Origin of the sequence: Martinezella rhizogenes (assembly GCF_007002745.1) — a bacterium.
GTDB classification, from domain to species: domain Bacteria; phylum Pseudomonadota; class Alphaproteobacteria; order Rhizobiales; family Rhizobiaceae; genus Agrobacterium; species Agrobacterium cucumeris.
In genome coordinates this window covers 16,933-28,662 of sequence record NZ_SGNY01000015.1, presented here as the reverse complement: position 1 = coordinate 28,662, position 11,730 = coordinate 16,933, and the positions used below count along the sequence as shown (strand labels likewise).

The following is an 11,730-nucleotide window of genomic DNA, read 5'->3' as shown; positions in this document are numbered from 1 at the left end:
AGGCCTCACAATGAGCTCGTCAGATACTCTTCGGTGAGCTCCTTTGACGGCCCGTAGATCAACCTCAGATCGCCGCAACTGAATAATCGATGGGGCGTGGACGCCGCATACGAAGAAGCCGACGATCGCACGAAACTAGCGCTTCTCATCAGGGACGTGCCAGCAGATGCTTTACCCAGCCTGATCGATGTCGTCATGCGTCTGATACCAGTGTCTTCACACAGACGCGAACCGCTGGAGCTTGAGGAAGACGACGCATGAGGATCACACGAGCATTCTCAACGATGTTCGGCAGGGCCGTCCGCAACCCGATCTGGGCGATCAGTGCTTTGCTACTGTCTGTTCTTTCCAGGAATGGGCTCGGATTCGTCGTCCTCTATGTCGGCATCGTTCTGGTCACAGGCATTGTCGCCGGTCCGATGCTGATAGAAGCAGGTTTCCCTACCGGCACCTGGGGCTGGGCGGTCTTTAATATCGCCTTCCTCTTCGCCATGGTGCTTCTCTTTTTTGCAATGCTAGCGCCGTTCGTCGTGCTGCACTTTGGCGAGATCGATGCAGACACCCACGGCTCGGCCCGCTTCGCCACAGCGAAGGAAGTCGCTCCGCTCACCCGCACTGATGATGGCCTGCTGATCGGTCGTGACGGCAAAACGGGCAAGCTGCTGCGCTACGACGGCCCTGCCCATCTGCTCACCATGGCCCCAACCAGGACTGGCAAGGGTGTCGGCACCATCATTCCCAATCTCCTCACCGCCGATCGCTCGGTGATCTGCATCGATCCCAAGGGCGAGAATGCCAAGATCACCGGCCGCGCCCGCGAAACCTTCGGGCCGGTCCATGTTCTCGATCCCTTCGGCGTCACCGGCATGCGCTCGGCCGCATTCAATCCCCTCGATACACTCGATCCCGCCAGCCTTGATGTCGCGGAAGACGCCAGCACGCTTGCCGACGCCCTCGTATTCGATGAACCGGGCATGGCCGGCGAGGCCCATTGGAACGAGGAAGCCAAAGCGCTGATATCGGGCCTGCTGCTCAAGATCGTTGCTGCCGAGTCACCGGGACGCCGCCACCTTGGTACGCTGCGCGAATATCTCACAATGGCTCCAGAGAGTTTCGCCGCCCTGCTCAAGCGTATGCAGGAATCCGATGAGGCGGGTGGCCTGATCGCCAGAGCCGCAAACCGCCACCTCGGCAAGTCCGATCGCGAGGCCGCCGGCGTTCTCTCGGCCGCACAGCGCCACACCCATTTCCTCGACAGCCCGCGCATGACGGCGGTTCTCGGCCGGTCAGATTTCCGTTTTGCCGATCTCAAGCGCAACAACGTCACCGTCTTCCTCGTCCTGCCGCCCGATCGTCTTTCCACCTATTCGCGCTGGCTGCGCCTGCTCGCCAGCCAAAGCCTGCTCGATATGGCCCGCGATCAGGCAAAACCACCCGTGCCGGTGCTCTACCTGCTCGATGAATTCGCCGCCCTCGGCCACCTGGCTCCCGTCGAGCGCGCCATGGGCCTCATGGCTGGCTACGGCGTCCAGCTCTGGCCGATCCTGCAGGATGTCCATCAGCTACGGGCTACATACGGACAGCGCGCCGGCACCTTCCTCTCGAACGCCGGCGTCCTTCAGGTCTTCGGCGTCAACGATCACGACAGCGCACGCCTCGTCTCCGATCTGCTCGGACAGGAAACGGTCGTGTTCCAGACCATGGCCCACGCCCTCGATTCCGACAAATCGGGCATCTCCTACAGCCAGCAGCATACCGCCCGGCCGCTGCTCACTCCCGACGAAGTGCGCAACCTCCCGGCACAAGGCCAGTTGCTGTTCCTGGCGGGACAACGGCCGATCGTCGCTGCTAAGCTCGCCTATTATGCTGATCCGGAGTTCAAAGGGGCGTTTGATCCGGCATGACCGGAATACGCGGCTTCAGCTCTCCTGATTACGCTCAGCTTCGCGTCGGGTCAGCTCGTTCTCGACTGCCTCACGAATGAATGCGGATATCTGGTAATTTCCGACGAGTGCAGCAATCCGCTCCTTCGTTTCTGGCGAAAGTCGGATTTTGGTTTCTTTCACATTGAGCGGCGGTCGTCCCATGAAAGGGGAATAAACGGACCCATATATTTTGTCAAAACAGGGGTCTAAATGAAATAATCGTCCCCATTTATTGACGGAATAAACGGGGACGATTACATTTCCCCTGCAAACCGGCTGGATGATGTGCAGCAACACCTCATCCAGCCTAACCACAACCAAGCTGGATTGGAGCTCGGATCATGACTGATTCCGACAATAGCAGAACTTTGCCCTCAATCACCCGCCGTAACCTGCTTTCAACCGCGGCGGCATCTATCACCGCTTCGAATGTACCACTCGGAGGCAGCACGTCTCCGCCTCTGCAGGAAGGCGATCATAGTGATCCGGTCCTTCCGCTGTGGGAGAAATGGTTTGTGACCCACAAACACTGTGGCGAACTATGCCGGCTGCAACAACGGCTGGAAACAAGGCTGTTCGAAATCGTGCGTGATCTGACTGACGAAGATCGGGACCAGGCATGGAATGCCGCAGACGAGGCGCTCGGATACAGCCGCGCATGCCAGGCCGAAGCGGAAATCATGGATGAGGAGCAGTCGCTGGTAAAAGCCCTTTGGAACACCCCTGCCCGATCTCTTATCGGCATAATCGCAAAGCTGCATTCGGTCGTCGAATGTGAAGACCCCGGCGACACCTTGAAAATAACACCGTGGCCCGAGCTACGTTCGATCCTAACCGATCTGGTTCGGCTCAACGAGAGAGGCCGTACAATCTGAATTGCAGTCACAGCGCTTAAGCGCCGGGACATTGTCTCTGATCGCTCCTCCGGCTCTCTACAGCCCAATTAAAAGAGCATTCGCCTCCGGAGCGAGCGGCTATCGCCGCTATCCCCTGCCCCAAGCTATCGTCATCCTTTACCGGTGGCTCTCGATCAGCCCGCTCTATCGAAAAAGGCCGTAGGCCGACCGGGAGCAGATCTGTATGCTTGGCAGTACGTCAGGCGATTGCCTGGAGCCCCTTGTTACGCACGACGGTCAACAAGCGCAGCGCAGGACCGCTGGGCCTTTTAACGCCGCGTTCCCAATCTGACACCAGCCCCTTGCTAACGTTGAGATATCGGGCAAACACCGGCTGAGAAATGCTCTCGCGCTCTCGGATGGTGCGAATTTCCTCCGGGGTCAGCGGCTCCACGGTTGTCAGGCACCCTTCATCAAATTCACGCATCGTCTGTTTGTCGATCGCGCCGGACTCGTAGAATCCCTCCATCATTTCATGGACGGCTGCCAGTGCCTCACTCTTGTAAGTCTTTGTCATCGCATTTCACCTCTAGCATTCGGCCCGCATCGACTTCCGCTTTCATTTGCGCGTCTGTAAATCCCAAGACGAGTTTCGCGGCCTTTTTCATGTAAGCTTCATCCCCAGCATTGAGATTGGCCATATCACTCTTCGCAAACCCGAACGCAAAGACCGCTCTCGTTTGCGCTCGAAAGAAAACCAGTGTCCGGAAGCCGCCAGACTTCCCAGCGCCGGGCCGAGCAACGCGCTGCTTAATAAGACCAGCCCCTAGATCGGCATCAATCTGGCCACGCTCGGCGCGCGCAACAGCCTCACAAAGCATCGCGTCAGAGATTTTCTCTTTTCGGGCAAACTTCTGAAACCAACCGTTTTTAAAAACTCTCACGAGATATCCTACACCCTTAAATATAACACCAAGCGTTACACTTCAAGAGCGTCACTTCGCATCATTCCTAAGAGCAGCGACTGCGCGCTCGATGGTCTCAGCCAACGTGATCTCATGCTGATCCGCATAGTTGTAAATTGCCTCGATCGTCTCTGCCCGAAGGCGTGTAGCGAATTGTTCTGTACGTCCTGTTTTTCGACGAGTTCTACGGGGGGCTCGAATGGGGGCTGCTGTTTCGGAAGCGGCAGCCTTGGGCGTTTCTCGGAACCCTGCAGCTCTAGTGGCAGCCTTCACAGCATCATTGTCGACAGGCGGTGCTGGCGTATCGTTTAGATTTCCAAAATCGAGGGTCGCCCGCTTCTTGTCTTCGCTACTCATGCACCCTCTCCTTTCAAAACGTTGATAACTGCCTGAGCAAATTCGCGACCATTTTCCTTGGCGCTCTCCAATCCCGACACATCGGATCGCTCCAGATCGTGAAGTATTCCGCCAAGAGAAAACAACGCGCGGTACGCGGCACGATCAATCAGAGTTGCAGGTAAAACTGGTATGGCCGCGTCGGAAAATTGCCGGTCGATATCTCGCGCGGTCCTCTCGCGAATAGCTGGCGGGACGCGCGTGAAGAAAACCCTGTAAGGAATCTCCCGATTGGCAACCTTCCGCATCTGGTGAACCAGCTTCACGGACTTAGCCGCCTCTGACGCGTCAAGAACAGAGCTTTGGAGCGGAATTAAAACGAGATCCGAACGGGCAATCGCAAAACCAATTCGGTCAGTGGCGGTTCCTTCCAGGTCAACAATGACAAAGTCGGCGTTTGCCCGGGCTTCCTCGATCGTATCGATGATGGTTTCGGCGGAATCGTCAATCATAAGCTGCAGTTTTTCCGGCGTCCCCTTCAGGCGAGCCCAGGCTTCTAGCGGGCGGTTGGGGTCGGCGTCGATCAGAACCACCTTGCGACCAGCGGCAGCGAATTCGCCGGCAAGTACGACAGCAGATGTTGTTTTCCCGACTCCGCCTTTGCTCGACACGAATGAAATGACTGGCATGAAGCATCTCCAAATCTGCTAACTTTCAGCTGATTAGCAGATTTGTATTTATAAACAATTTACATGCAGCTTGCTATCAGCAAATAAAAAGCTAGCAGCTTGTAAGCTGCTATATTTATTCCACCCACATTTCCCGCCTACTTTTTTTCAAAAGCCTTGGGATATCGACCGCACATGCAATGGTGCGCTTTTTGAATGCTGTGGGTGCCGCGCCGGCCCGCATTTGACGCGGGTCGGAACCGCCGCAGGGCCTCGTGAGAGGCCCGGACAGCGGCGTCCGCTTATTCTTGTCTATTATTTAAATAACCAGATAGGGATTCAGTCTGTCTGGCGGACTCACGTAGATTGATTGCCTTTCCAAGGCGCGCTAGCGCCTGCCCCAAGGGGTTGTCGCCAACATCGAATAGTGTTCTCGACACGATGTCGAGCGATGCCCTATGCGCCTCGATACCCGAGGCACGTTCCGCATCGGCCTGAACGTGATCGTCAGGAAGGGGAGGGGCCACGCCCCAACGTCCAAGAATCTGCCGCGCCCGATCGGGTAGGGACATTCGATAGGCGTTACTGGTTTGCTGGACCTGCGGGCCGCGTCCCTCGTTGCCTGTCGGTTGATAGCGTCGAAGCCAGTCGAGGAAACCATGGGCGCGCAAGTTCTTCAGCGCCCGCACGATCGCGTCACGTGATCGCCTGAGCTTCAGCATGAGCGTGTCGATCGACGGTTCCAACCGGCCGGTGCGGAAATCAACGAGATTGGCAAATAGCTCCAGCAACTCGATCGCCACGCCCCCCAAGGGGCCATTGCGAGCACCAGGTTGCCGGCCTGCCAGTTCATAGCGCCGCGCCGCCAGCACGATAGTACGCACGTCCTGCCGGTTTGTCCGCCGCCAGAATACGCCTTCGCATCGTCCGCGCGCACGACTCTGCCGCCGAACAGGTGTGCGTTCCCGTTCGGCCGGCGCTCCTGCGAGCACCGTCCCAATCTGTTCAAACATGGTCTTTTCCGCCTCCTTTTTCAGGCGGGCATGACTGTGGACAGCGAACAAAGATTCACCGTTCCTACAAAGGGTACCCCTTGCAGGTTCGTGAACGCTCGACTATGTTGGGACTAGAAATTGGAAGGCCCCAAAAGCCGACGTCGTAACTGACCGAAAACCCCTAGCCGTTACCAGCGGCGAGGGGTTTTTTCGTTATGCCCTCATTTCATTTTCAACAAACGCCTTTAAAGCTAATTCAAACACTTGAGCCCGCGAAGCCAGCCCGCGTTCTGCCTTGATCTTATCAAGACAGTCCACCAGGTCCGCAGGGAGATCGGTGTTGACATAGATACGCCCCGCTTCACGCAAACGCTGGCGATGGGCTGCCACTTTTTCTCTGACTGGTTTCGCTGTGCTCATCGTTACAAGAAACTGCGATTCGGACTGATTCTGCAAGGTGCAAATCTGCAGTGGCAGATTTTACGGGTAACTCTCGTCGCAAGCGAAGGGCGGGTGGAGAGATTGAGAGGCAGGGCGCGGGCGCCTCTCAACTGGTTCAGGGCGGGTCGATCCCGACCGGAACCAGCTCGGCGTCAAATGAACCAATTTTAAACAGATTATAAGCTGCTATCTTTTTATAAGCAAAACCCCGGCGCGGTTTCGCGCCGGGTGCGGCCAAGTCCGAACCATGTTATTCGTCGGCGCTCGTCAACGGCGCAGCTTCTTCGACTTCCTGCGCGTCCTCGATGGGCGAGCGCAGCGGGCCGGGAAGCCATGTTTTTCCGACAAGGGCTTTTTCCGCCAGCTCAACGGCTTCGGCCTTCGGAGCCTTGCCCGCCGCCTTGATGGCACTTTTCGCGCAACCTGCGTCTTCCATCACCTCGGCAATCTGCGCCTTGGACAACCGGGAGAGGAACGGCGCCTTCGGCTTCCAATGCTGATGCATGTCAAGTTTCAGGGCTGCGGCCAGTTGATCGGCATGGGCCAGCCGCTCGCGGTCATGATCGTGCTTGGCCTCAACTGCGTTGATATTGGCGGCGGTGACGACCGCCAGCAGTTCGAGAAGATCGTGCAATGGCTGTTCCAGTAGCCATTCCCAAAGATCGCCCGGATTGCCGGGGAGCTTGTATCCCCATGTTTCGTGGATGCGGGTCCATTCGTTAAGCGCATCGCAAGCGTCCGTTTCCTTGATTGAAGGGGCGAGGTCTTTCAACTGCCCGCCGATCTCGATGGCGGAGCCGATCCGCCAATAGCCGTTCCCGGTCAGGAAGGTTTTCAGGACGAGCGGATAGAGCATGACGGCAAGCGCCAGTTCGGGCCGCTGAGTAAGTTCATTGCGCATGGCGGCGGTGCGGATCGCCGTCAGTTCCTCGATCAGCGCGGCGGAATAGGCCATGGGCTGTTCGTCGGCTTCGTCGTCGCCATGCTTTGCACCTGTAAAAGCGGCAGGGATGGTTCCAGCGCATACGCTTTCATCATCCTGACCGGCATCACCGTTTGCGGTGTCCGGATTGCGCAAGGCGCGCAGCGCGGCCAGATCGTCGGGCTGAACAAGCCCCTGCTCGATATGCATGGTGCCATCGTGGGCAATGGTGACGATGCAACCGGCCAGCGCCTTTTCCTCGGCGTCGTAGACCTTTCCCGCGCTCTTGATATCCTCGATGCGCTGTTCGATCCGGGCAAGCTCGGCCTCATCGGCATCAATAGCCGAATCGCCCTCGGCATAGTCCTCAATCCGGCATGCAATCTCATCGAACTGTTCGGCAAGGCTGGTAACCTCGGTCTGCTCAGCTTCGGTCGAAACATGGCTGATAGGGAAGATACGGCCGAAACCGCCATTATGGATGGCCGATGTTCCGAGGCTGGTGTCCACCCATTTCCATCCCCTGATTTTCAGGGATTCTGCTTTCTGTTCGAGCGCCTCTGTTGCCAACTTTGTCAGCAAGGCTCGATCCGTCAGGAAGGTGCTATCGGTCTCGGAAAACAGGTCGCGCGCGATCGTGCCGCCCGCCGCCTCGTAAGCCTCTGTCCCAACGAACAGGGCAAGTTTGTCAGTGCAACGGACATGATCGCGGGTCAGCATAGCGCGAAGCGAATGAGGGTCGCGGTTCCATGATTGTGTGTCGAACCATGCCCGATCTTGCGCAACATGATCGTCGCTGATCGCCAACGCTCTGGCCTGATCGAGATGCATCCCATCCTCGCGCAAAACCCCCAGAATTTTAGGGGAGAGATTGGCGAGCTTGAGCCTCTGGCGCACGGTCACAACCGACTGGCCGAAACGGGCGGCGATGGTGTCCGCGATCATCCCCTCTTCGATCAGCTGACGATAGGCCATGATCTCATCGACGATATGCATAGCCTCGCGCTGCGTGTTCTCCGCAAGGGAAACCTCCGTGTCGTTGGCCTCTCCGCTGCGCAGATTGCAAGGAATGACAGCGCTTTTGTCGATCTTGCCCTGTGCGACGAGGTGGAGCAGGGCAGCAAAGCGCCGCGATCCCGCAACTACCTCGTATTTATTGCCCCTAGCGGTCTTCCTGATCGTCAGGTTCTGGATCAGGCCATGCGCCTCGATGCTGACGGCAAGTTCCGGGATGGTCATGGCGGCATTGCGCTTGCGCACGTTTTTCGAACTGGCGACCAGCTTGGAAAGAGGAATCTGCTGTGTGTCATGCATGAGGGAGGTAACCGGGGCCGCTGCGGCGACCTCGATGGCGATGGTTTCGGCAGTTTCGGGCATGGTGATAACTTTCATGGGATTGGTCCTCATGTTGGTGTGATCGGAAAATATCAGTGGGGGAGGAGGCGGCCGTCAGGCGTAGCCGGTCCAGTTGATCGGGCGACCGTCCCAAAGGAAGGCGGTTCGCACATTGTCGATGCGCACAGATTTGGAGCGCCCGTTAACGCGGCGGCGCAGGGGCTGGCCGGTGAAGGTGTCGAGATGGGGAACGACCTTGCCGGTCATCCATGGTTCATCGCCATTGTCGGCAGAGATTTGTCCGACCTCGCGGACCTCGACCATGTGTGCGCCGATGATGGCGGTCACCTGATAGAAATTGATGTTGGTCTGGTCGTAGCCCCATGAGGCATAAAGGACATGGCCGGTCTCGAAACCGTGCGGTTTCTTGCGTTCGTCGCGACGCTCCTGCTTCCATTCCGACCAGCGCCGCCGCCCCTCGAAATGCTCGCGGATTTTGTGTTCGCGGGCCTCGGTGCTGGCAAAGCTATGATGCCAGTCGGGCTTTGCGGCCTTGCCGTGGAAGGCCATGGCGGCGGGTCGTCCCTTATGGCTGGTGTAGATATAGACAATGCCGTCGCTGGCCTTGTCGGCGATCTTCACGGAACCGCTCGGGATGTAGAATTCGCGTGAGGGGGCAAAGCGCATCATTAGGCGTCCTCCCACTCGTCGGCATAGACGGCGGCCGATCCGATCCCGGCGACGTGACGGGCGCATGTACCGCCGCAAATGCCGTCTTCGTAGGCCGGAAAATACCGGTCATAGGCGGCATCGAAATCCGGCAAGTCGCCCTTGAGTCGCGCCAGCTCCCCCGCGAAGCTGAAAAACCATTCCTCGAAAGTAGGTTCGCACATTCCCTTGTCCTTTCCTTTTTGGACTGCGAAGCAGGACCTCGTCCTGCTTCCCGGGGCCGCGCGAGCGGTGGGTTGGAGGGGGAAAATAGCCTTCGCGGGGAACCAGCTGCACGAAACGCAGCGCAAGCGCAGTGGAGGAAGCTGGGCGGAAGGCTATTTTGGGGGCGAGAAGGGCAAGGCCCTCGGTTCCACCACCAGGCAAACGGACTCGCGCAATCGCGCGTCATCTCCCGGCAAGGATGCCGGATGCACGAAGGATCGTCACCGCTCGTCGGCGGAACCCCGAACCGGGGTTCCGTGGAGCTGCGGCACAGCCGCGGCGGAATAGAGCCTGGTCACGGAGGGGACGTGCCCATGAGTTTTCCGGTGATGATAGGTTGAGGATCATTATACCCACTTGCTCTTTACGCAATTTTTTAATATATAAATCCTGTATTTTGCAATTCGACGCGGAGCGCACTGTGGAGCACTACATCAAAAGACGGTTCCCGCCGGCCTTGTTCAAGAATCTCTTCCTCGATCTGGAAGACCGGTTGAGCGCTTCCGCACTCAAGGCCTTTACGATGGTACGCGACCACGCAGGCCTCGACCCCAAGCCAAGCCGAGAACTGGAGGGGCATGCCCGCTTTCGCATGATGGAGAAGGCGTTTCGGGAAACCTGTGAACTTCACGGTGGCAAGCTGCTCGAAAACGGCATCATCCCACTAACCGATTTGAAGATCTTCCAGCCTTTCATGCGGTTTGAGGTAAACGGGCAGGGGATCATCTTCGGTCTTGCAGCCATGCCGGAGCCGAAAGCGCTGCCCGTCAAAAACGTGTCGCGCAAGGCTGGCGTAACGCTCAACTACTACCTCTCCCCGCGCCTCGACCTTGACGGAACAGGGCCCAAGATCGGCGACATTTTTGTGCTGTTCCTTGTCGCTCGTGACCGTGAGCGGGGCGGAAAGATCAGCGAATTCGCCATCGGTGTGATCGATGCGGCGTACGAGCAATATCTTTTCTACGAGCCGCTCGACAAATACCTTGAAGGTTATGCCGATGAGCCGGTAATCGCTCTGGTGCTGTCGTCTGGTACTGGTGCGAAGAAACCGATCATCAGCTTGAAGAAAACGATCAAACCGTTTGTACCACCAGAGCGGCCTGATGGCGACAATGACAACGACAGAGATACGAAGTGACCCGTGCTGATAAAGCCGGGGAAGGAAATGCATGCGTGTAGGAACCCCGGGGTTCGTCCCTGAAAGATTGGTCGAGGCAAGAGCAGCACGAAGAATTCTAAGCAAGAAGGCATTGGCCACCCTGATCAGCGTCAACCCCAGCACCGTCACCCGCTGGGAGGACGGGACCAGCGCCCCTGATGCCGATGCCTTAGCCGAGTTGGCAGCTCACCTTCACGTTCGCAGAGAGTTTTTTCTTAGACCGGTCGCCAACAGCGACCGGCCTCTCTTTTACCGCACCTTGGCATCGACCTTGGTGAAAGATCTGAACTACCAGGAATCCCAGATGCACTGGCTGCAGGAAATCAGCAGTATCGTGGAGCATTATGTGGATTTCCCGGAGGTCGATATTCCGGACGTATTGCAGGGTGCGTCCTATAAGCAGCTCCGCGACGAGGACATCGAGCAGATCGCCTCTGACCTGCGCACCCATTGGAGCGTTGGTGATGGACCCTGCATTGATATGATGCCGCTGCTCGAGCGCGTCGGATGCATTGTCGGTTCCATTGAGATGGGGACGTCAAAGCTGGATGGCCTCTGCAGCTGGGCTCAAGGAGGCAATCGGCCGCATATTTTGCTGTCCACGGACAAGATGTCGTTCCCGCGCCGGCAGATGGATGCCGCGCACGAACTCGGTCATGCGATTTTGCATCGCCATGTTACCGAGGAAGAGCTGAAGAAGGATCTCAAGGAGATCGAGCGCCAGGCGTTTCGGTTTGCCAGCGCGTTCCTGATGCCCGCAACAACATATTCCTATGAGGTAAAGAACGCGTCGCTTGCGTCTCTGCTGTCCCTGAAGGAGCGCTGGCGGGTTTCGGTAAAGGCGCAGATCCGGCGCCTTTCAGATCTGGATATCATTCCCGCAGACCATGCGACATCACTTTATAAGCTGTATTCCGCCAAGGGATGGAGCCGGGAAGAGCCTCTGGATAAGAACTGGCCGATCTCGGAGCCGACAGTTCTTGCCAACGCCCTGCAGCTGATCGTCGACTCTGCCGTGCGCAGCAAATCCGACCTCCTGAGTGTAGAATTCACCATGAAGGCCGGCGACATAGAAAACCTTACCGCCTTACCGCCAGGATGGTTCTCAAGAAATGCGGAAGTCATAGGGCTGAAGCTGCGTGAAACCGTGACAGATCGCACCACAGGTGAAGCATCAACGATTTTGCCGTTCCCATCGCGGAAGGGATAGGTTTG

Annotated in this window: 14 protein-coding genes; 4 read left to right on the top strand and 10 right to left on the bottom strand. The window is 57.6% G+C overall.

Annotation, left to right across the window (positions count from 1 at the left end; genetic code table 11):
- Nucleotides 1–257 precede the first annotated feature (257 nt).
- On the top strand, nucleotides 258–1,904 hold the full coding sequence (locus EXN68_RS27020) for a type IV secretory system conjugative DNA transfer family protein (protein WP_142843678.1): 1,647 nt from the start codon (nucleotides 258–260) through the stop codon (nucleotides 1,902–1,904).
- Between the two features lie 15 nt (nucleotides 1,905–1,919).
- On the opposite strand, the gene EXN68_RS27785 is transcribed toward EXN68_RS27020, so the two are convergent.
- Nucleotides 1,920–2,219, bottom strand: a complete 300-nt coding sequence (locus EXN68_RS27785) for a hypothetical protein (protein ID WP_142843677.1) — start codon at nucleotides 2,217–2,219, stop codon at nucleotides 1,920–1,922.
- Between the two features lie 47 nt (nucleotides 2,220–2,266).
- On the opposite strand from EXN68_RS27785, the gene EXN68_RS27010 reads away from it, so the two are divergent.
- Nucleotides 2,267–2,800: a hypothetical protein gene (locus tag EXN68_RS27010; RefSeq protein ID WP_142843676.1), complete on the top strand. Its 534-nt coding sequence runs from the start codon at nucleotides 2,267–2,269 to the stop codon at nucleotides 2,798–2,800.
- A 220-nt stretch (nucleotides 2,801–3,020) separates the two neighbouring features.
- Here the strand turns inward: EXN68_RS27010 and EXN68_RS27005 are convergent, their stop codons facing one another.
- The 9 genes from EXN68_RS27005 to EXN68_RS26965 all read right to left on the bottom strand — a co-directional run bounded on the left by EXN68_RS27005 (nucleotide 3,021) and on the right by EXN68_RS26965 (nucleotide 9,316).
- Nucleotides 3,021–3,338, bottom strand: a complete 318-nt coding sequence (locus tag EXN68_RS27005; RefSeq protein WP_068951032.1) for a helix-turn-helix domain-containing protein — start codon at nucleotides 3,336–3,338, stop codon at nucleotides 3,021–3,023.
- Nucleotides 3,316–3,705, bottom strand: coding sequence for a type II toxin-antitoxin system RelE/ParE family toxin (locus EXN68_RS27000; protein ID WP_142843675.1), 390 nt, complete (start codon nucleotides 3,703–3,705; stop codon nucleotides 3,316–3,318). The genes EXN68_RS27005 and EXN68_RS27000 overlap by 23 nt, the downstream gene beginning before the upstream one ends.
- A 51-nt stretch (nucleotides 3,706–3,756) precedes the next feature.
- Nucleotides 3,757–4,083 carry a hypothetical protein gene (locus EXN68_RS26995; protein ID WP_046802294.1) on the bottom strand — a complete coding sequence of 109 codons (327 nt, stop codon included), beginning with the start codon at nucleotides 4,081–4,083 and terminating at the stop codon, nucleotides 3,757–3,759.
- Nucleotides 4,080–4,751 carry a ParA family protein gene (locus tag EXN68_RS26990; protein WP_046802293.1) on the bottom strand — a complete coding sequence of 224 codons (672 nt, stop codon included), beginning with the start codon at nucleotides 4,749–4,751 and terminating at the stop codon, nucleotides 4,080–4,082. The genes EXN68_RS26995 and EXN68_RS26990 overlap by 4 nt, the downstream gene beginning before the upstream one ends.
- A 281-nt stretch (nucleotides 4,752–5,032) precedes the next feature.
- Nucleotides 5,033–5,743 (bottom strand): helix-turn-helix domain-containing protein, encoded by a 711-nt coding sequence (locus EXN68_RS26985; protein ID WP_142843674.1) that lies wholly within the window; start codon nucleotides 5,741–5,743, stop codon nucleotides 5,033–5,035.
- A 195-nt stretch (nucleotides 5,744–5,938) separates the two neighbouring features.
- Complete coding sequence (locus EXN68_RS26980; protein ID WP_142843673.1) at nucleotides 5,939–6,181, bottom strand: hypothetical protein; 243 nt, start codon at nucleotides 6,179–6,181, stop codon at nucleotides 5,939–5,941.
- 235 nt (nucleotides 6,182–6,416) lie between these two features.
- Nucleotides 6,417–8,480, bottom strand: a complete 2,064-nt coding sequence (locus EXN68_RS26975) for a ParB/RepB/Spo0J family partition protein (protein ID WP_237681512.1) — start codon at nucleotides 8,478–8,480, stop codon at nucleotides 6,417–6,419.
- Nucleotides 8,481–8,537: 57 nt separating this feature from the next.
- Complete coding sequence (locus tag EXN68_RS26970) at nucleotides 8,538–9,113, bottom strand: hypothetical protein (RefSeq protein ID WP_142843672.1); 576 nt, start codon at nucleotides 9,111–9,113, stop codon at nucleotides 8,538–8,540.
- Complete coding sequence (locus EXN68_RS26965; protein ID WP_142843671.1) at nucleotides 9,113–9,316, bottom strand: hypothetical protein; 204 nt, start codon at nucleotides 9,314–9,316, stop codon at nucleotides 9,113–9,115. Before EXN68_RS26965 ends, EXN68_RS26970 begins: the two co-directional genes overlap by 1 nt.
- A gap of 461 nt (nucleotides 9,317–9,777) precedes the next feature.
- Between EXN68_RS26965 and EXN68_RS26960 the strand changes: the two genes are divergently transcribed.
- Together EXN68_RS26960 and EXN68_RS26955 are read left to right on the top strand one after the other, a co-directional pair.
- The gene (locus tag EXN68_RS26960) at nucleotides 9,778–10,494 is read left to right on the top strand and encodes a hypothetical protein (protein WP_142843670.1); all 717 of its coding nucleotides are present in this window, start codon (nucleotides 9,778–9,780) and stop codon (nucleotides 10,492–10,494) included.
- Between the two features lie 31 nt (nucleotides 10,495–10,525).
- A complete protein-coding gene (locus EXN68_RS26955) occupies nucleotides 10,526–11,725 on the top strand; it encodes an XRE family transcriptional regulator (RefSeq protein WP_142843669.1) in 1,200 nt (399 codons plus the stop codon).
- Nucleotides 11,726–11,730: the final 5 nt, after the last annotated feature.

Coding starts and splice junctions, on each gene's coding strand:
- EXN68_RS26995 (WP_046802294.1), bottom strand. CDS start 4,083: ATGAGTAGCGAAGACAAGAAGCGGGCGACCCTCGATTTTGGAAATCTA.
- EXN68_RS26965 (WP_142843671.1), bottom strand. CDS start 9,316: ATGTGCGAACCTACTTTCGAGGAATGGTTTTTCAGCTTCGCGGGGGAG.
- EXN68_RS27005 (WP_068951032.1), bottom strand. CDS start 3,338: ATGACAAAGACTTACAAGAGTGAGGCACTGGCAGCCGTCCATGAAATG.
- EXN68_RS27010 (WP_142843676.1), top strand. CDS start 2,267: ATGACTGATTCCGACAATAGCAGAACTTTGCCCTCAATCACCCGCCGT.
- EXN68_RS26955 (WP_142843669.1), top strand. CDS start 10,526: ATGCGTGTAGGAACCCCGGGGTTCGTCCCTGAAAGATTGGTCGAGGCA.
- EXN68_RS26970 (WP_142843672.1), bottom strand. CDS start 9,113: ATGATGCGCTTTGCCCCCTCACGCGAATTCTACATCCCGAGCGGTTCC.
- EXN68_RS27020 (WP_142843678.1), top strand. CDS start 258: ATGAGGATCACACGAGCATTCTCAACGATGTTCGGCAGGGCCGTCCGC.
- EXN68_RS26975 (WP_237681512.1), bottom strand. CDS start 8,480: ATGAAAGTTATCACCATGCCCGAAACTGCCGAAACCATCGCCATCGAG.
- EXN68_RS26990 (WP_046802293.1), bottom strand. CDS start 4,751: ATGCCAGTCATTTCATTCGTGTCGAGCAAAGGCGGAGTCGGGAAAACA.
- EXN68_RS26985 (WP_142843674.1), bottom strand. CDS start 5,743: ATGTTTGAACAGATTGGGACGGTGCTCGCAGGAGCGCCGGCCGAACGG.